Below are 17,374 nucleotides of genomic sequence, written 5' to 3'. Positions count from 1 at the left end.
GAGTGCAGCCGCAACGCCCACACGGACTCCTGCGGGCTGGAGCTGATCCTTTCAAGCGATTTGCAACAATTGCTCTCCGGGGTCGATCGTCAAATCACCGGTCGCGGTCCAGCTCTCGTTTCCCAGCCGGGTTGAACTCTCAGCTGGACTGAGGGGACGAGCATCCCGAGGCGCGCCCGTATGGCCGGTCGGCACTGTCGATTGAAGGGTTCTACCGCCACCAAACCTCGCTCGGGATCAACGAGGAGTTGGGCAGGTTCCATCGTGGCGGTGGATGGTATTCCGCCTGTCGGCAAGGAAGGTGACCTTGACGTTAGGCGGCAGGGCTGCATGTCAAACTCGTGAAGATCCGCCAGTGTCGAGTCGAACGGGTGCCAATGTGCATGGCGCTCTGAGCTATCTCGGCCGTTGCTGGAAAGTTCCTGCCGAACAGACGACCTCGGCGGCCTTAGTAGCCGACGAAGTACCACTTGCCCCCGAAAACGCTGGCATCGAAGCAGTCGCCGACCGGACCGTTCCACAATGCCCTCGCGGTCAGGCAATTTTGTTCATGGGTAAACGGGCCGAAGACCCATTCCTCTGTGACGGTCATGGTGATCGGAATATCCGAGATACTTGTCGACGCTCCGGCGGCCGCCGCCGCCGAATCCAACGCGACATTTTCTGTCGCGATGGTGGCAGCAAGAATCATCACCGAAATCAGCTTCGTAACGCTCGACATTTCTTCTCCTCGATTGCCTCTACAGTGGTTGTGATACCATCTCCGCTCCTTGCGCTGGGCGCGACGAAGAAGCGGGCGCTACGGCCAACTGGCTGCAATTACTGGCTGGCAGGACAATCTCGCACACTGGTCGCCCATGTCGACAATTCGCCTGTTCCTCTGCTGTCGGATACCGATCTGCGGGTGGTCGCACGCCCACTTTCGGGGCTCGGTGCCGGGACGACATCGGCCAGGTGGCCGACGTTGTGGCGAGAATCGCCGAGCTGGCATCCTGGCCACCAGTCGGATGCCGAGGTCTGGCCGCGAAGAAGATCTGTCCAGGGGAGCGATCAGGCTTCGCCGCGGTACCGAGAATGGGGAGATGGCAAGTGCAACACGGCATTCCTGAGTCGAGTCGCGGCACCATGCCGGATCTTCCGGTCCAGCTGACAAGCTTCGTGGGCCGGGACATCGAGCGGACTCACGTGGAAAAGGCACTGACCGAGCGTCGGCTCGTCACGCTTGCCGGCCCTGGTGGCATCGGCAAGACCAGGTTGGCTGTGGCCGTGGCGGAGGCATCGGCCCATCGGTACGTGGACGGCGCGTGCTGGGTCGATCTGGGGTCGCTGGTCGACCCAGAGCAGGTCACGCGAACCGTGACAGCAGCTACGCAGGTCCTCGTACACCCCGCCGGCGACCCACGGCGGGCGCTGGTCGCGCAGCTGAAAAATCGGCAGCAGCTGGTTTGCTTGGACACCTGCGAGCACCTCCTCGTGGCCTGCGCCGAGTTGGTCGACCTGTTGCTACGCGGCTGCCCGGGTGTGTCGGTGCTGGCGACCAGCCGCGAGCCGCTGGGAGTTTCCGGCGAAGCAGTGTGGCGTGTTCCGCCCATGGGCATGGAGTCCGCGTCGCGGCTCTTCGCCGATCGAGCGGCCCTCGTGGTCCAGGACTACGTCGCGGGCAAAAGCGTGGAGCAGGAAATCTGCGAATGGCTCGACGGTGTTCCGCTGGCGATCGAACTCGCGGCGGCCTGGGCGGGAGTACTGGCTCCCGGCGAGATCGCGGCGCGGTTACGGCACCGGTCGACGCTGCTGCCCGGTGGCCCGCGGCTGGCCCCCGAGCGACACCGTTCGCTGACGGCCTCGCTGGCATGGAGCTACGACCTGCTCGATGAAACCGACCGCGAGCTGTTTCGCGGGATGGCCGTATTCGCGGGCGGATTCGACCTCGATGCCGCGAGTGCGGTGTGCACGGGGGGCGCGGAAGTGTTGGACGGCGTTCGGCGGCTGGTCGACAAGTCTTTGCTGGCAAAGGTCAACACCCCGACGGGTGCCCGCTTCCACATGCTGGAAACGATCCGTGAGTACGCTTCGGATCGTCTGGAGCAAGCCGCGGAATCAACCGAGCTGCGACGTCGGCATCTCGAGTACTACCTCGGATTCGCCCGGGTCGCGGAAGCAGGCTTCGAGCGCGATCAGGATTACTGGCGTATCGCGCTGCACGCCGACCATGACAATCTGCGTGCCGCCCTCATCCGGGCGCTCGACGAGTATCCGGGACACGGACGCGAACTCGCCGCGGCCCTCAGTCGCTTCTGGTTCGTCTGCGGCCACACGAACGAAGGCATGGGTTACCTGCGGCGGGCGATCGACCTGGCCCCCGACGACCGAACGCCGTTGCAGGCCGCGCTGTTGTCCGGCGCGGCCGCGATGGCCGTGGGCAACGCCGACGGAGCGGAAGCCGCAGAACTGGCCGAACGGGGCATCGACATCGCAGGCGTCGGCGACCGGCATCGGGGACGGTGCCTGACGTGGGCCGCGCACCGCTGGCTGTACTTCGACTCCGACGCTAGTCATGACCTGGCGAGCGAAGGCGGCCGGTCGGGCGTTCTCGCGGACGACCCATTCACCGTCGAGCACGCCGCGATTCTGCGAGCACGGACACTCGCCAACCGTGACCGGCATGCCCAAGCGCGTACGGAAATCGGTGACGCGCGCCGGCAAGCGCTGGCGCGAGGCGACCGATGTACAGCCGCCTTTGCCGTCGGCATCGAGATCTGGGCGGATCTGTTCACCGGCGAGGTCCCCAGTGCCGTCAGTGCCAGCCGGGAGGCCCTCACCTTGGTCGAACCGCTTGGGGATCACTTCGCCGTCGGACACATCACGGTCAACTTGGCGTGGGCCTTGGCCCTGTCCGGAGACTTCGACGGAGCCCGCGCCGCGATCGAGCCGGTACTCCGCTCGGTCAGCGACACTGTCCCCGAACTGTTGCGCTGCTTCGCGGTGATCCCTGGCCTGGTGGATTTGTGGCAAGGGCGCCTCGACGCTGCCCACCACTGGCTGACGATCGCCTCCCGTTTCGCCGAGCCGGCGACGGACAACTGGCATGTGGCGCAGGTGCTGCCCCCGCTGGCCGAGACGCTACGTCGCCTGGGAAGGCCCGGCGAAGCACGTGTTGTCGCCGAGCGCGCCGTGGCGTTGGCCACGACGCTGGACGTTCCCCACGTCCAAGCCGAAGCTCTCGACGAACTCGGGTACCTGGCCAGGGACAAGGGCAGCGGGGGCGAGGCCGCACGGCTCCACCATCGGGCACTGGACATCCGCGTCGAGCACGGTTTGCGCACTTTCTGGCCGGACAGCTTCGACGCGCTGGCAGGCGTGACGCGTGATCCAGCGGTCGCGGTCCGGCTACTCGCCGCAAGCGAAAGCGGGCGCGTCGCGGTGGGCCGCGGGTTTCGCCCGGTCGACGATGCGGGGCACACCGCAACGGTGACCACGCTGCGCGCGAAAATCGATCCGGACACATTCGCCGAAACATGGTCGGCGGGCATCGAACTCACCCTTGATGAAGCCGCGGACTACGCGTCCCGCCAGCGCCGTGGCAGATCCTCCGGCACAGGCTGGCAGAGCCTGACGCTCACCGAACGGCAGGTCGTCGATCTAGTCGTGGCCGGGCAGACCAACCCCGAGATCGGCGCACGGCTGTTCATGAGTCGATCGATGGTCAAGACACACCTCGCCCACGTCTTCGCCAAGGTGGCCGTCGCCAACCGGGCGGAGCTGGCGGCTGCGGCGGGACGAAGGCACGCGGTGGACGTCGACGCCGAGGCGGCGAAATCCGGGTTCCCCCATCGATGAGCGGGTTGTCAGCCGGCAGGCCAGTTCGTCGGACGGCGAGGCTGTGGGGCAGATCTGGCCACCTGGCCGATGCCTGCCCTTGCCCGAACGGCGAGGCTGACCGATGCTGGTCAGTGTGGTGACCACGTAATGCCATCTGGGGGTCTCATGTTCAAGCGAGTCGACAATCGTGCCCTGAACCCGCGGGAATCGGTCCGGCCTGCCGGGCAATCTCGCGTTTCCGGCGTGCGGAACGATGAGAGCTGACAGTGTCGAACACCATGGACGATTCTCCGGACGCTTCCGGCCCGCCGTATCCTTACCCTAGCCCGTTGCCCGCCGAGGCGGAGCAGGCGCACCTGCGGGCAGCTGCCCGTCAGCAGACCAGCATCAACAAGTGGAACGGCCTGGTACTGTTCCCCGGCATCACCTGTGCCGCGATCTCCATCGTCTGGGGCAATGGCCGCAGTTCCGGTCCCGGTGATCAGTCACTGTGGGAAAGCAACCTGGCGCTCGCGCAACTCCTGCTATTCGCCGGTCTCTTCCTGATCGCGCTCGCGACGGTCCAGATCGCGCGACGGGCGTCGAGGAAGGGCAAGCACGTCAGGTTGCTCAGGGCCTATGGCGTACCGCTGGACAGCCTCGGCGTGAAAATCCAAGCGCCCGAACAGGGCTGATGTGGAGAATGTCTTGATACCTGGAGCCAAGCTCAAATGACCTATCCTTCTCAGCCGGGGCAGCCCTATGGCCGACCGCCGTACACAGGGCACGCGTCCTCTATGGGATACGGCACTCCGCCGCCGAAGAAAAGCCTTGCTTGGCTGTGGATCACCCTTTCCCTGATCCTGGTCTCGCTGACCGCACTGGGGATCACCGCTTTCGTCGTGCCTGGGTTTCTTCTCGCCGCCGACCCGAGGGACACCGCGAACACCATAGTCAACGGGTTCAACACCAAAAACGCGGAGACACTGAATTCGGTCAAGTGCGCCGACGCGGAACCCCGGGTGCACCGCGCCGCCGGATACGTCGGCGACGTCGATCATGCCATGCTGGTGAACCCCAAGTCAGCCGGTGAAACCAAGAGTTTCGAACTGGCGCTGACCGATCGCGACGGCAAAGTCTTCGACATGCGGATCGGACTCAAGAAAACAGGTCGAAAATGGTGTTGGAACGATGTAGGCGCCATGGGCAGGCCTGGTAATCGAGAATGAGCCGCCGCTCCGGCGAATTCCTGCAGAAAACGTTCCTGTTTGGACTGTGCCGGGTCGGCTCGGGTCGACGAGGCGATCGTGCTGGGCGCGTGTCCGATGCGGGCGTCGGATGATGATCGCCGCGACGGTGTCGTCGTCGGCTGCACCCGGCGGCCTCGGCGACTAGCGCGTGGGCGAGGACGGCGAGGGCGCGGCCAACGGTTCGCCCCGTGAGGTCTCGCAGCCCGGAACCGGCTCGAACACGGCAATGCCCGGGGCGTTTCGCGGCCCTCTGATCGGTGGTTGTCAGGATTGCCGGGTGTGGTCGGGGCAGCAATGGGAGGTCGGCCAGCGGAGTTCCGCTACGCCGTCGCGGCGGGCCAGTTCGGTGATGTAGAGCTGCACGTCGACGAGGTCGGTCGGGGCATTTTCGCGGATGCGGTCGACCGCCGGCGCGACCTCCTCGACCCACCAGGTGCTGGCGAGGCTGTGCGCGTCGACGTCGGCGGCCTCGCCGTCGCGTTGGCGTCGGAATCCCCAGGCGAGTGCGGAGTCGGCCAGTCGTGACCAGTCCGCGGGGCGGTCGAGCCACAGGTCGCGGCGGACAGGCTCGGGCAGCGGGACCTCTTCCAGGAATCGCCGTTCGGCTGCCTTGGCGGGAAGGTCAGCGGCCGACACACAACTGCACACGTACGCGACGGAGCAGATCCGCCGGACGTTGGCGGGGATGTGGGTCCAGCCCTGTTCTCTGGCCGCGGCCACTCGATGGTGCCCGTCGGACACGAAGTAGAGCTGCCCGAGCCGTACGACCTCGACAGGCGGAGGAGCGTCCCCGGCACGAAATCGCGCGAGGACGGACTCGTATCGGGCTGTGCGCCTGCGGGGCCTGAACCGATGATCGAAATCCTCGGAGCGGGACACCGAGCCAAGCACCTGAGGCAGCGGAACCTCGCCCGCGTACGTGCCCATGGCTCCGTCCCCGCCCACCGCCTCCAGCGCATCGGCGAAGGGAATCAGACCAGGCTGCCGCCGTCGACTCACTGACTTCCACCAGTTCATATCGCGTGATCTACCCGCCCCCGCCGCGCTGTAAGCGCCGCGGGGACGGGGCGGTAGCCGAGCATCGCCGCGACGGCTGGTCTCGGCGCCAGCCCATCGGCCAAGGTTTCCGGCAGCCGATGCGTCAGATCGCTGTGACGCCCTGGGCCTGCGGGCCCTTCTGGCCCTGGCCGATCTCGAACTCCACGCGCTGCCCTTCATCCAGGGACTTGAACCCGTTGCCCTGGATCTCCGAGTAGTGCACGAACACGTCCGGCCCGCCACCGTCCTGCTCGATGAAGCCGAAGCCCTTCTCGCTGTTGAACCACTTCACACTGCCCTGAGCCATACCTGCACCTGCTCCTTTTCGTGCGTCAGAGCCCTGACGATGCCCTGATCTTGAGAGCCATTGTCGCAGGCGGCAGCCCATCTGCGCACCTGTCAGGACCGAGACAGGCGGCATCGTGTTGGTGGCCAGGTTGAACTCCCCGCTGACGGCCGGTTAGCGGGGAGTAATCCGGCCGCCCGCTCGGCTACGGAGCGTGGCTCTCGACAGATGCGGCCGTAGCCCGTGAAGAGCTGCCCGCCCGTCGGCTGGAGTGGCTTCGATCTATCGGTTGCCAAGACCGAGGGACCACCATGTCGCCGGTCGTGGGACCACGGACACCAGCGCAGAAGTGGAACGGGCTACCACGCGGTTCGTTGGGCCGCCGCCGCGTTCTTGAACGACCGCTCCGCGGTACGAGCGCGCGTTCTGGGAGCGGTCGGGCTCACGCTTGCGGATCGAGGTCGGCGTCGTGGACAAGCAGTGCGATTTGGACGCGGTTGTCGAGGTCCAGCTTGGTGAGGATGGCCGAGACGTGCGTCTTGACGGTGGCCAGGCCCAGGTAGTGGCGGGCGGCGATCTCGGCGTTGGAGCGCCCGGCGCCGACATCGATGGCCACGGTGCGTTCCCGCGGGGCGAGTGAGTCCAGGCGCTTGCGCGCGGCTTCGGCGCGAGCGTCGCGTCCGGGGCCCGCGCCGGCGACGCGGTGGATGAGACGGCGGGTGACCTCGGGCGAGAGCACGGGCCGTCCCTCTGCGGCCTGGCGGATGGCGACGACGAGTTCCTCCGGTGGGGTGTCCTTGAGCAGGAACCCTGCCGCGCCCGCGCGCAGAGCGCGCAGGACGTGGGCGTCGGAGTCGAAGGTGGTGAGTACGACGATCCGGGGCGCGTCGTCGCGGGCGCAGAGGGTCTCGGTGGCAGTAATACCGTCGGTGCCGGGCATACGGATGTCCATCAGGATCACGTCGGGGGCGTGGCGACCGGCCAGCTCGATCGCCTCCGCGCCGTCAGTCGCCTCGGCAACCACCCGCAGGTCAGTGGCGCCGCGCAGCATCATGGTGAGCCCGAAGCGCACGACCGGGTCGTCGTCGGCGATCAGCACGGCGATGGCCGGGGCGTCGCCCGGTGCTTCCTCGGTCACGTCGGCCACGGTAGCCGGACCGCCAGCCGCCAGCCGCCGGTGCGGGTCGGGCCGTGCCGGAGGTCGCCGCCGACGAGCGTGACCCGTTCAGCAAGGCCGCGCAACCCCGACCCGGAGTCAGCCGGTGCCGTTGCGGGGCGCACGGGTGGCGTCTCGTTGGCGACCTCCGCGCTCAGGTGCGCGCCGGGTTCGGCGGTGATCGTGACGGCGACCGGGGCGGCCGGGGCGTGCTTACGCGCGTTGGTCAGGCGGCTGCCAGCTTTTCGAAGTTCTGCTGGAAGCCGGTTTGCTGGGTGAGCCGTCGCGGCGGGTTTTCCAAGGTGGGGTCCACCACGCCGTCCAGTACCAGTGCGCGCACATTCTTGGGGAACATCTCGGCGTAGACCGCGCCGAGCCGGGTGCCGTAGCTCTGCCCCGCGTAGGTCAACTTCTCGTCGCCCAGAGCGGAGCGCAGGATGTCCATGTCCCGGGCGGCGTTACGGGTGCCGACCGCGGCCAGGATCTCCTTCCCGCCCGAGCCCTGCGCGCATCGCTCCGCCAGGCGCCGGGTGTCGTCCTCGCTCCACTTACCCGAAGACGCCAGCAGTGTGGTCTGGTCCTCGCCGCGATCGCGTTCCTGGTCGGTGAAACAGCTGATCGCGGGCGTCGACGACCCGACCCCGCGCGGATCGAACCCCACCAGGTCGAACCGTTGCAGCAGCGGGCTCTTCGCGAACGCGGTACTGAACGTCGTCGCCTGGGTCATGCCCGAACCGCCCGGCCCGCCCGGGTTGAGCACCAGTGAGCCGATGCGTTGACCGGGGTCTCCCTGGGCGGGAAGCCGGAGTACAGCGACCTGGATGGTCTTTCCCTTCGGGTCCCGGTAGTCCAGCGGCACCGTCAGCCGAGCGCACTCGAAAGGCTTGGCGTAGAGCTTCTTCTCCCCCGGCGTGGAGCCGTAGCCCTCACACGAGCCGAAATTCGGCTTCTGCCCGTAGTACGCCGCCAATCCGGCAGGAGACGGTTGCGACTCATCACCCGCCGAGGTCGGGGTGCTCGTGCAGGCAGTCGCCAGCGCGAGCACCACCGTCGCCCCGACAGCGGCACCCATGCGATCGGTGGCGCGTCGAATGACAGGCGGGCCGGAGTCGTGCAAGGCCATGGAAGCCTCCGGGATCGATTCGTTGGCACGGTGCGCCTTCAACGAGACACTCGGCCGTAGCGGCACACTCAACCCCGTACCGGTGTGACCTTGCCGACGATCTCCGGAGATATCCGCGACCTCGCGCGTTCCGCGATGGTCCACCGAAGACCTCCCCGGCGTCCACTTGACCATGCCCTGAGGGCACGGGTTCGGATGTGGGCAGGCCCGCTGAGGGTGGGTCAGACAGGAGACGGGAACGTTTCGTACACGGGGTATGGCCCTGGTGGGGACGCTGGGTCTGATGGGCGTCCTGGCCGCGGTGAATCCGGCGACAGCCGGGGAATCAGCGGCGGGAAAGCCGCGGCCGGCATGGGCGGCGTGTCCGGACGACGTGGTGGTGCCGCCGCAGGTGATACCGCAACTCCAGTGCGCGAAGGTGCCGGTTCCGCTGGACTACAGCGATCTTCGGCGCGCTGGGACTACGGGTGAAGAGCTTGCGTTGTGCGCACAGCTGTGCGCACAGGTTTCTCAGCTCGCGGCCTAGCAGCTTCAGGAGAAGGGCATTCCGCGGAAGCCGCTGCGCACGTCGGATGTCGAGATGAAGCTCGCGGCGAAGATGGCTCACGAAGGCATCACCGAGGCGGTGGTGGTGATCAACAATGTCGTATGCAAGGGCATCTTGAGCTGTGACACCCTGGTCCCCATCTTGCTGCCGGACGGGTCCGTGCTCACAGTCCACGGTGTCGAACCGGACGGCACGCCTTACGTCAAGCGCTACGAGGGAGGAGCCCACCCGTGGTGGCACTAGTGGCCTGGTTCGACCGTGAAGCACTCGAACCCGCGCAGGTCGAGACTGCCGCAGCACTCGACGAGGTCCTCGACGCCCTGGTAGCGACGCAGCGGCCGAACCTCGTTGAGTTGACCGTGTCCGGCGCCGCTGACCCCTCGGCCGACGCTTACTACTCGCGTGGCACCAAGACGGACGACGCCGAAACGATCTACTACTACATGGGCTCGGACACCGAGTTCCCGGACGACGCCGAACTGCCGATCAACGAAGTCAGGAAGGCCGCTCACCAGTTCCTGAACACCGGTGGTGAGCGACCGGACGGCATCGACTGGCAAACGGACAGCTTCTGACGGGTGCGGGCTCCTAAAGCCCGCACCCGCCACACCGCGTTCTACCTCTACGACTTCTGACCTGCGAAAACGGCACTTCTAGTTTCACTGCCTCAGTTGCAACTTGACTTTGCCTACTCTCACGGTAGGGAAGGAGACCTTCACGGACCTGCCACCTTTGACTTACCGCTGTTGATCGCGATCACCGGGCACCACACCCCGAACTACTGACCTGGATGGTCGTGCGGGTCGGACAGCAGTTTGTTGATGCGCCGGAGAACGTCCAGCTGCGCGCTGTTGTAGAGCTCCGTCAGGGCCTTGCCGACGGCCTGCTCGACGTAGCGTGCACTGTGCCGGGTGCCGGCGTTCGTGATCTTCACTTCAGGATGCTTCGCGTACAGCGTGCGTAGGTAGGGGACCATGTCCCGGGCCACCGCGGCGCGGGTCTGCTCATCGGCGTCCGCGGAAAGCGTGTCGAACCGTCCGGCGACCGGGTCGGTGACGGGCTCACGCAGCATGTCCGCCCAGGCTCGCAGGGCCTCTGCTCCGAGGACCCGGGTCAGCACGACGATGAATGAGCGGTCGGCGTGCGACATCCTCGCCACGACGTCGGGGGCCGCGAAGCCGGGTGGCAGTTCGGCCGGCGTCGGCTGCCGCAGGATGACGTCGAGTTCGGTGCGAGCGCGTTGGAGACGTTCGATGGTGGCCGCGAGTTCGGTGTCGAGGGCGCGCAGGGCCTCCACCGGCTGGTGGTCGGTGTCCTCCATGGTCGCGATCTGGGACAGCGAGAACCCGAGGTCCGTCAGGCGTTTGATGCGCAGTATCCGAACAAGGTGAGCCACCCCGTACTGCTTGTAGCCGTTGGCACGCCGCTGTGGTTCCGCCAGCAGCCCGATGTCGTGGTAGTGGCGTACCGCTCGCAGTGTGGTGCCGGCGAGTTGAGCGATCTCGCGGGTGCTCCAGGCCACTTCACTCCTCCGTCAACGGCCTCTCTTCGACTCAATGCCCGTCAGAGCCTGCCCGGGGCGTGGAACACGAATTCGGGGTCGTACCTTTGTTTGGCGGCGAGTAGTCGCTCGGTATTCGGCCCGAAGACGGCGGCGGTGCGCTCTGTGTCCTCCGGCCCGAGCAGATTGGGATAGCCGCCCGGAAGACGGTCGGTTCTCCGTACCCATGCCCGGTGTCGATCTTCACCGGCGTCCCCTGGTTCCCAGACCGCGATGGTCTCGACCATCAGGTGCGGCGTCCGGTCGCGGAACGCGGTGGCGTCGGCAGGCACGCGAGCGGCTGCCCCATGGAGGCTGTGCAGCGAGATTGCGGACAGCGGCGAGGTCTTGGCGCTTGCGGCGTCGAGCAAGATCTCCTGAACGGTACGGTCGAGTCCGGTGACTGTCCGCGTCGCGATCTCAACGTGGCGACCGGCCGGGAACATCGCGTCGATCTGTGCGAGCTGATCGACCATCGTGGTCGACCCGACCTGCGCCGCCAGCGGCTCGCCGAGCTCGGTGAACTGCTGCAGCACCTGGGTTCCCGCTTCGGGATCGCCGCACCAGGTCGGTGCGGCGAAGAGCGCCGGCTCACCGGTCGGGGTGGTGATGAAGCCGGCTTGCACGGTCAGCTCGTCCGGCCCGCGCAGCAGCGATTCCTCCAGTTCCGGCAGAGCGTCGAACCGATACATGATCATCCCGGCCAGGATCGACGGCACCGCGTGCAACTGGATCCGCATAGTGGTGACCACGCCGAAATTGCCTCCACCACCGCGCAGCGACCAAAGCAACTCGGGGTTGTGCTCGTCGTCGGCGGTGATCAGCGTGCCGTCGGCGAGCACTACGTCGGCCGACAGCAGGTTGTCGGCGGCGAGACCGAACCGGCCGCTCAGCGGTCCGTAACCACCGCCGAGCGTCAGGCCGGCCATACCGACCGAACCGGCTGTTCCGGTCACCGCGACCAGGCCGGCCCGCTGCGCGGCCGCGGCCACGTCGGCCGCGGTGGCGCCGCCCGCCACGGTGGCGACCGCGGTGGCCGGGTCGACGCTCACCTGTCGCATCGGGCTCAGGTCGAGAGTCAGTCCGCCGTCGGCCAGCGCGCGACCGGCCCAGTCGTGCCCGCCACCGCGGACCGACAGCGGGAGCCCCTTCTTCAGGGCGGTCCGAACCCCGGCCTGGACATCAGCCGTGTCGGCGCAGCGAAGGACGGCAAGCGGACGGCTGGTCACCGCACCGTTCCAGATGGACAGAACTGCTTCGTATTCCGTTCCAGATGTCAGCATGTCACTCACGTCGCCAGAGTAACCCCATACTCGTCAGAGCGAAACTCTGACGAACGACCTCCGGCTATGCTGCGATTGCCATGACCGAGCTTTCGAGAGGCCGCCGCGCCGAGTACGCCGCGGCCACCCGCACCGCCATCATCGACGCGGCACGTCTGCTCTTCGCCCGTAACGGATTCTTCGCGACGAAGATCGATGACATCGCGGCGGAGGCACGTGTAGCACCGGCCACGGTGTACGCGGTGGCCGGCGGCAAACAGGGCCTGATCCGGACGCTGGTCGACTTGTGGAGCCAAGCGCCGATCGTGGCGCAGACCCTCTCTCAGATCGAGGCCCTCACCGACCCGGACGAGATACTGCGGCACACCGCGGCCGTAGTCAGGTCCATGCGCGAGATATACGGCGACATCATTGGGCTGGTGCTGTCGACCGCGCCACACAACCCCGAGGTCGCCGAGAACCTGCGCGTGGCCACGACGCGCTACCGCGATGCCATCGAAACCGTCGCCACCCGGCTCCGCGACGTCGGCGGCTTGCGCGAGGGAACGACGGTCGCGGAGGCGAGCGACATCCTCTGGTTCTACTTCGGATATTCCGGTTACTTCACCTTGCACGATGACAATGGCTGGACCTACGAGCAATCGGAAAGCTGGTTGCTCGCTCAAGCCGCCGCAGCTCTTCGCTAACACTCGGCGCGCGACCGTGTCAAAGAAGCTCAGCACGATAGCCGCGCGCCGTCGCATTCCAGTGCGCCGAAGTGGGCACCGACAAGCCGGATTGCGCCCCGATCGCCGGAACCAGTGAACTCGGAATCACGGAGGAACACGCGCCTGTCGTTGTCCGAAGTCGGCTGCACGGATGTCTGAAGTCGTGTGCATGGGTTCGTTCGGCGGCGGGCGGGGGGCCGATTGCTTGCCGGGTGGCGCGTGGCCTCGAGCGGGTGGTTCGACCGGCGAAAGGGTCGCGGCGGTGAACCGGGCGTTGTTCGATCGGTTGGTCGGAGAGCCGCTGTCGCGGTTGTCGCGGTAGTGCTGCACGCTCCGCTCAAGAGGTCGCGGGCGTAGGCGGCATTGTCGTGTGCATCGGTCCCGGGGGTGCGGGGGTTCTGGTGACGGGTGCGACCGGGTATGTGCGCAGTCGTCTGGTGCCGCGGTTGCTCGGGGACGGTCATTCGGTGCGGGTGACGGTCAGCGACGCCGCGAAGGCTTTGCCGTGGTGATCCGATCGGGTGCGGGTCGGCATGCCCTTGGCCTGCTCGATCACCGGCTGCGTCGTCAGCATTTCCTGCAGCTGCACGACCGACTCAAGAGGAGCTGGCCGGTTCGAGGCGGCGATGGCTGTAGACGGCTCTCTGCTCGACGCCTGTTGTTGACAGGGTCTTCTTGTCCGGATCGTGTCACTGGACACCGCCGGGGGCGTTGAGCCGATTAATACTGCACGGATCCGGAACAGACCGCGTCAGACGGGACCCGACGCCGGCCGGAGCACGGCCGAGGCGGCGGTCGCGAGCGTGTGCGCCTCCAACTCGAGCCGTGCCTGGTCGCCGGGAAGAGCACGTTCGGTCAGCAGGCCGGTGACGACGGTGAGAAGGAAGCGGGCTTGGTGTTCGAGCGTGCCGGGGGCGAGCGCGCCCTCCTCGCGGAGGACGGCCAACCACTTCTCCACACGGTGCACGGCAAGTCGTTCGAGGGCCAGGAAAGCATAGGTGGCGCCCTCGGACGGGGGTGATGCGACGTAGGCGTCGTGCTGCGCGCGCCAGTGTTCGCGTGCCTGATCGCCCGTCCCCACCTGCGACATCAGCAGCTGCAGGCACGCCACGAGCCGTTGGTCAGGAGTGCGCGCGGTGTCCTGCATCGGGTCGTCGGGCAGCTCGACGTCGTAGATGCCGGCGACCACGGTGTCGAGCAGCTCCCGCTGCGTCGGGAAGAAGTGTCGCAGCGACCCGGTGCTCACGCCGGCGCGTGCGGCGACCGCGCGCACGCTCAGCCTTGCCGTCGGATTCTCACCGAGCATGGTCGCCGCGGCGATCAGGATCTTGTCTCGCGTGTTGTGCGGCATCGGTCCGTTCACTCCGTCCGGCGGGCGCTCCGACCATTGTTAGCACACTGTGCTACTGTGAAGAAACTAGTACAGTGTGACAGTCGAAGAGCAGGGCAGTAGGGGTGTCGACATGCCCGGAGCGGCTCGTGTCACTGCGACAGCCCCAGACGGTCACACGTCAAGACGACGAGGAGTAGACAATGACGGTCACCGACCACGGTCCCTGGCTCTTGCGAGGTGACCGCCCCATGTGGACGCCCGCGGTGCCGGCGGGCCTCGAGTACCACCGGGTCTACGCGACCGAGAAGCGACGCATCCTGCGCGGGATTGTCGCGATCGTGCTGCTGGTGGCCGGGTTCATCGGGTTCGCGGTCCTGTTCCAACGTCTCTCGGAGGTCGTAGACGCCGCGCTGTTCGCACGTTCCGGGCCCTCGACGCCGCTGCGTCAGGCCGCGGGTGCGCTGGCGCTGACTGCGCTGATCCCGTACAGCATGCTGGTGCAACGTGTCCTCTACGGCGTGCCCGCGAGGGCGCTGCACTCGGTGGCGGGGCGGTTCCGGTTCGGCGTCCTCGGCCGCGCGCTGCTGGTGTTCGGCCCGCCCCTCCTGGTCGTGATCGCGATCGGGTCGCTGGGCGCCGGCGACCCCGCTCCGTGGACGACCGCCGATCTGGTCTGGTTCTTCGCCATCGGAATGCTGCTGACCCCTCTCGGCGCGGCGGGGGAGGAGTACGGGTTCCGGGGCCTGATGTTTCGTGTGTTCGGGGGCTGGACGCGCGGGGCCCGGTCCGGCGCGGTACTCGGCATCGTCGTGACGACCGTGCTGTTCTCGCTCGCCCACGGAACGCTCGACCCGTTCCTGTTCGCCTCCTACCTCGTGCTGTTCTCGTCGATGGCGGTCGTCACCTGGCGCACGGGCGGACTGGAAGTCGCGGTCGTCCTGCACGGCGTCTACAACGTGACGTTCCTCGTGCTCGGCACGACCCTGCACGTCGACGTGGGCGCCGAGCTCGCGGCCCGGTCGGAGGCGGTTGGTTCGTGGGCGAACCTCGTCCCCAGCGCGGCGCTGGTCGTCATCACCGCCATCGTCTGGTGGATGACCCGCAGGACCGGCCCCGCGCGCACCCCCGGGAACGGGGGGCCGGCACGCGATACGCGCGCCGGCGGACCGGAGGTCGGCACGCTCGCCGGCACGACATCGGACGAGCGGTGACGCCCCGTCGGAATCGGCGGCGGCGAGCCGCGCGACGCATCGCGGTCGACCGCGGAGAGGGTCAGGAGCCATGAGCGCGAGCTGGAACGAACGTCGGCTGGCCAAGCGTGCGAAGCCGGGCGACGGGCGGGCGCTCAAGCCCTTCCGCTGGTGGCAGATGGTGCGGCGCTCGGTGTTGTCGATCACCCTCCCGGTCCACGGACGTCCGATCGTGCACACGGTCGAGGTCAAGCATGGCGGGGACGCCCAGTCGGGCGTGGTGCGGGCCGGACTCTACCTCGACGGCCGCCTCCGGCTGGAGTCGAAGCTGCCGGCGCGCTTTCCGGTCGCGGGCGGACACATCGAGGTCAGCAGGAGCGAGGGAGGCATGCGCCGCTGCCATTTCGTCGATAACGACGGCACGGTGCAGCGTCTCGTGCCCGACCCGCGATCCGCCGAGGGACGACGCATGCGCTTTGCGCGCGAGCATCCCGCCGCGAGCGGGCTCATCGGCGCCGTCTCGATCCTGATGCTGCTCATCGGCGTCGGATTGAACCTGCTGCAGATCGCAGAACCGATCTCCCAGATCCCACCGATCGCCGCCACGCTGGGCACGTTCGAGTCGCCGTTGCGGCTGCCGCTGTGGCTCAACCTGACACTCGGTGTCGGTGCCGCGGTCGGCGCCGTCGAGCGCGCGATGCGCATGCGCTACCACTGGCTCCTCGACAGCGGCGCCGGCACCTAGGTCAGTGGCGAGGGTCGTGCCGAGGGCAGCCGGGTGCCCGACACGAGCTGCCCGATGCGCACGGCCCCCGCAGCGCGTCCATGAGTCCGGCGCGCAATCCGGATCCGCTCAGTTCCAGATGCAGGGCGACGCTGGCCGTGGACGGCTGCGTGACTGAAGTGGCCCGGGAACACGCCGGACGCGGCGTGCGTGCCGTGGTCTGTGCTCGGTCCTGGCCAACGGCACTCTGGTGTCGAGTTGGGCATGCTGGACGAGAGACCTTGAAGGCGCGGCATCCGGGAGGCTGCATGGTGGCTGCCGAGCGGTGTGATCTGACCGTCCATATCGACACGGGTCGGTGGAACGAGACTGGATTCGTGCCCGATTCGATGATCGCGGTCCCCTGCGAGCCAGATATTCAGGTTCCTATCAGCGACCTGATGGGCGGGTCGATATGCGGGAGTTGGGAACCGGGCAGAATGACAGTGGGAAGAAGTTGGGCGCAGGCATCGACTGTTGACGCGAGGATGATCGGCCGGGGGAGTACCGTGGAGTTGTGCTTCATCGAGTGCACCGGAAAAGGCATTCCCTGGCAGATTCCGATCTGTCCGGGAAGAATTTGCTTCTGGCCTGTGAAGTCGTACTGGCTCCACACGCAAACCTGTCCCATGAGGCAGTCGTTGTCTGAGGCTGACGCTGGGGCTGCGCCGATCGACATCGTCAGGAGAACGAGTGTCGTGGCAATCGCTGATTTTCGCAGACTTCGATTTCTTCGCCGCATATCCATCTCCTTGGGCTGCAGAACCGTCGGCGGCCGAATCTACGCTTCGCGGGTAGGGCTGTTCACCCATTCTGGAGGACCGCACCCGGCTGCCGGGCAAGCGAACCCATACGTACGGCAGTTGGAGCTACGGAACGTGGCACATCGGCAGGCTGGGATCACTCGATCGCGAGGTCATCGAAAAGACGAACTTCGCCAACATCGGTTGGTCCTGCACCCGCAACGGCGGATCCCGCCAGGCCCCTGGACTGCGCCCGGCGTGGCCGGGCCCGCCCTGCTGGTGTTCCCGCGCCTCGTGCTGCCGATCACTCCCGGAGTTGCCGGGACCGTGCCGCCGTTGACGCCGGTCGAGGACGAACCCCGTCCGGGCCGCAGCCGCACAGCTCACCCGCCAGTACCTGCTCGTACTGGTTCTCCTGACGACGTCGGCCAGCGTGCGACGGGGCTCCTGCCCGAAGCTCGCCGCGGGTGTGGTTGCGAGGCCGTCGGCCATGCCCCGAGGGCGTGACGAAACGGTGCGAGGGCGCCGCGCAAGCTGTGGTGCCACCGGGACCCGATGCGACCGGCTCGGCCCGGGCCACGAGCTGGCCACCTCCGGGCCGTGGCCTGGAAGTTCAT

19 protein-coding genes and 1 pseudogene are annotated in these 17,374 nt (G+C 67.2%); 8 read left to right on the top strand and 12 right to left on the bottom strand.

What is annotated here, in order from left to right:
• Positions 1-448: 448 nt before the first annotated feature.
• Complete coding sequence (locus ACM6LR_RS36495) at positions 449-721, bottom strand: hypothetical protein (RefSeq protein ID WP_414942644.1); 273 nt, start codon at positions 719-721, stop codon at positions 449-451.
• 404 nt (positions 722-1,125) lie between these two features.
• Here ACM6LR_RS36495 and ACM6LR_RS36490 point away from each other — a divergent pair, with 404 nt between their 5' ends.
• From ACM6LR_RS36490 to ACM6LR_RS36480, 3 genes are all read left to right on the top strand, one after another.
• On the top strand, positions 1,126-3,837 hold the full coding sequence (locus ACM6LR_RS36490) for a helix-turn-helix transcriptional regulator (RefSeq protein WP_414945425.1): 2,712 nt from the start codon (positions 1,126-1,128) through the stop codon (positions 3,835-3,837).
• 311 nt (positions 3,838-4,148) lie between these two features.
• Positions 4,149-4,493 (top strand): hypothetical protein, encoded by a 345-nt coding sequence (locus ACM6LR_RS36485; protein WP_414945424.1) that lies wholly within the window; start codon positions 4,149-4,151, stop codon positions 4,491-4,493.
• A gap of 36 nt (positions 4,494-4,529) precedes the next feature.
• Positions 4,530-5,027, top strand: coding sequence for a hypothetical protein (locus tag ACM6LR_RS36480; RefSeq protein WP_414942641.1), 498 nt, complete (start codon positions 4,530-4,532; stop codon positions 5,025-5,027).
• Positions 5,028-5,312: 285 nt separating this feature from the next.
• Here the strand turns inward: ACM6LR_RS36480 and ACM6LR_RS36475 are convergent, their stop codons facing one another.
• The 5 genes from ACM6LR_RS36475 to ACM6LR_RS36455 form a co-directional block, all read right to left on the bottom strand.
• A complete protein-coding gene (locus tag ACM6LR_RS36475; protein ID WP_414945423.1) occupies positions 5,313-5,975 on the bottom strand; it encodes a hypothetical protein in 663 nt (220 codons plus the stop codon).
• Positions 5,976-6,189: 214 nt separating this feature from the next.
• The gene (locus tag ACM6LR_RS36470) at positions 6,190-6,393 is read right to left on the bottom strand and encodes a cold-shock protein (protein WP_276367717.1); all 204 of its coding nucleotides are present in this window, start codon (positions 6,391-6,393) and stop codon (positions 6,190-6,192) included.
• Between the two features lie 421 nt (positions 6,394-6,814).
• Entirely contained in the window at positions 6,815-7,519 is a 705-nt protein-coding gene (locus tag ACM6LR_RS36465) for a response regulator (protein ID WP_414942639.1), read from the bottom strand.
• A complete protein-coding gene (locus ACM6LR_RS36460) occupies positions 7,507-7,653 on the bottom strand; it encodes a hypothetical protein (RefSeq protein ID WP_414942638.1) in 147 nt (48 codons plus the stop codon). The genes ACM6LR_RS36465 and ACM6LR_RS36460 overlap by 13 nt, the downstream gene beginning before the upstream one ends.
• A 101-nt stretch (positions 7,654-7,754) precedes the next feature.
• On the bottom strand, positions 7,755-8,651 hold the full coding sequence (locus ACM6LR_RS36455; RefSeq protein WP_414945422.1) for an alpha/beta fold hydrolase: 897 nt from the start codon (positions 8,649-8,651) through the stop codon (positions 7,755-7,757).
• 541 nt (positions 8,652-9,192) lie between these two features.
• Between ACM6LR_RS36455 and ACM6LR_RS36450 the strand changes: the two are divergent.
• Positions 9,193-9,441: pseudogene (locus tag ACM6LR_RS36450) on the top strand (DddA-like double-stranded DNA deaminase toxin); the annotation flags it as partial.
• Positions 9,429-9,773, top strand: coding sequence for an Imm1 family immunity protein (locus ACM6LR_RS36445; RefSeq protein ID WP_414942636.1), 345 nt, complete (start codon positions 9,429-9,431; stop codon positions 9,771-9,773). The pseudogene ACM6LR_RS36450 and the gene ACM6LR_RS36445, both read left to right, overlap by 13 nt.
• A gap of 203 nt (positions 9,774-9,976) precedes the next feature.
• On the opposite strand, the gene ACM6LR_RS36440 is transcribed toward ACM6LR_RS36445, so the two are convergent.
• Together ACM6LR_RS36440 and ACM6LR_RS36435 are read right to left on the bottom strand one after the other, a co-directional pair.
• Positions 9,977-10,720, bottom strand: coding sequence for a MerR family transcriptional regulator (locus tag ACM6LR_RS36440; protein ID WP_414942635.1), 744 nt, complete (start codon positions 10,718-10,720; stop codon positions 9,977-9,979).
• Positions 10,721-10,761: 41 nt separating this feature from the next.
• Positions 10,762-12,021, bottom strand: a complete 1,260-nt coding sequence (locus ACM6LR_RS36435) for an FAD-binding oxidoreductase (protein WP_414942646.1) — start codon at positions 12,019-12,021, stop codon at positions 10,762-10,764.
• Between the two features lie 80 nt (positions 12,022-12,101).
• Here ACM6LR_RS36435 and ACM6LR_RS36430 point away from each other — a divergent pair, with 80 nt between their 5' ends.
• Positions 12,102-12,707, top strand: a complete 606-nt coding sequence (locus tag ACM6LR_RS36430; protein WP_414942634.1) for a TetR/AcrR family transcriptional regulator — start codon at positions 12,102-12,104, stop codon at positions 12,705-12,707.
• A 481-nt stretch (positions 12,708-13,188) separates the two neighbouring features.
• Here ACM6LR_RS36430 and ACM6LR_RS36425 read toward each other — a convergent pair whose 3' ends face one another.
• Both ACM6LR_RS36425 and ACM6LR_RS36420 read right to left on the bottom strand, forming a co-directional pair.
• Complete coding sequence (locus ACM6LR_RS36425) at positions 13,189-13,317, bottom strand: hypothetical protein (protein WP_414942633.1); 129 nt, start codon at positions 13,315-13,317, stop codon at positions 13,189-13,191.
• A gap of 162 nt (positions 13,318-13,479) precedes the next feature.
• Positions 13,480-14,079, bottom strand: a complete 600-nt coding sequence (locus ACM6LR_RS36420; RefSeq protein WP_414942632.1) for a TetR/AcrR family transcriptional regulator — start codon at positions 14,077-14,079, stop codon at positions 13,480-13,482.
• A 182-nt stretch (positions 14,080-14,261) separates the two neighbouring features.
• Here ACM6LR_RS36420 and ACM6LR_RS36415 point away from each other — a divergent pair, with 182 nt between their 5' ends.
• Together ACM6LR_RS36415 and ACM6LR_RS36410 are read left to right on the top strand one after the other, a co-directional pair.
• Entirely contained in the window at positions 14,262-15,272 is a 1,011-nt protein-coding gene (locus ACM6LR_RS36415) for a lysostaphin resistance A-like protein (protein ID WP_414942631.1), read from the top strand.
• A gap of 70 nt (positions 15,273-15,342) precedes the next feature.
• Entirely contained in the window at positions 15,343-15,996 is a 654-nt protein-coding gene (locus tag ACM6LR_RS36410) for a hypothetical protein (protein WP_414942630.1), read from the top strand.
• 397 nt (positions 15,997-16,393) lie between these two features.
• On the opposite strand, the gene ACM6LR_RS36405 is transcribed toward ACM6LR_RS36410, so the two are convergent.
• Complete coding sequence (locus tag ACM6LR_RS36405; protein ID WP_414942645.1) at positions 16,394-16,693, bottom strand: peptidase inhibitor family I36 protein; 300 nt, start codon at positions 16,691-16,693, stop codon at positions 16,394-16,396.
• A gap of 190 nt (positions 16,694-16,883) precedes the next feature.
• On the bottom strand, positions 16,884-17,249 hold the full coding sequence (locus ACM6LR_RS36400; RefSeq protein WP_414942629.1) for a hypothetical protein: 366 nt from the start codon (positions 17,247-17,249) through the stop codon (positions 16,884-16,886).
• Positions 17,250-17,374: the final 125 nt, after the last annotated feature.

The sequence above is a fragment of the Amycolatopsis sp. cmx-11-32 genome, from assembly GCF_047608695.1.
In the GTDB taxonomy this organism is placed as follows: domain Bacteria; phylum Actinomycetota; class Actinomycetes; order Mycobacteriales; family Pseudonocardiaceae; genus Amycolatopsis.
This window is presented reverse-complemented; position numbering and strand designations above follow the sequence as displayed.

Bases quoted from the DNA above. Each gene is read 5' to 3' on its own strand.
- ACM6LR_RS36495 (WP_414942644.1), bottom strand. From the start codon at position 721: ATGTCGAGCGTTACGAAGCTGATTTCGGTGATGATTCTTGCTGCCACC.
- ACM6LR_RS36490 (WP_414945425.1), top strand. From the start codon at position 1,126: ATGCCGGATCTTCCGGTCCAGCTGACAAGCTTCGTGGGCCGGGACATC.
- ACM6LR_RS36480 (WP_414942641.1), top strand. From the start codon at position 4,530: ATGACCTATCCTTCTCAGCCGGGGCAGCCCTATGGCCGACCGCCGTAC.
- ACM6LR_RS36475 (WP_414945423.1), bottom strand. From the start codon at position 5,975: ATGGGCACGTACGCGGGCGAGGTTCCGCTGCCTCAGGTGCTTGGCTCG.
- ACM6LR_RS36470 (WP_276367717.1), bottom strand. From the start codon at position 6,393: ATGGCTCAGGGCAGTGTGAAGTGGTTCAACAGCGAGAAGGGCTTCGGC.
- ACM6LR_RS36455 (WP_414945422.1), bottom strand. From the start codon at position 8,651: ATGGCCTTGCACGACTCCGGCCCGCCTGTCATTCGACGCGCCACCGAT.
- ACM6LR_RS36435 (WP_414942646.1), bottom strand. From the start codon at position 12,021: ATGCTGACATCTGGAACGGAATACGAAGCAGTTCTGTCCATCTGGAAC.
- ACM6LR_RS36430 (WP_414942634.1), top strand. From the start codon at position 12,102: ATGACCGAGCTTTCGAGAGGCCGCCGCGCCGAGTACGCCGCGGCCACC.
- ACM6LR_RS36420 (WP_414942632.1), bottom strand. From the start codon at position 14,079: ATGCCGCACAACACGCGAGACAAGATCCTGATCGCCGCGGCGACCATG.
- ACM6LR_RS36415 (WP_414942631.1), top strand. From the start codon at position 14,262: ATGACGGTCACCGACCACGGTCCCTGGCTCTTGCGAGGTGACCGCCCC.
- ACM6LR_RS36410 (WP_414942630.1), top strand. From the start codon at position 15,343: ATGAGCGCGAGCTGGAACGAACGTCGGCTGGCCAAGCGTGCGAAGCCG.
- ACM6LR_RS36405 (WP_414942645.1), bottom strand. From the start codon at position 16,693: ATGTCGATCGGCGCAGCCCCAGCGTCAGCCTCAGACAACGACTGCCTC.
- ACM6LR_RS36400 (WP_414942629.1), bottom strand. From the start codon at position 17,249: ATGGCCGACGGCCTCGCAACCACACCCGCGGCGAGCTTCGGGCAGGAG.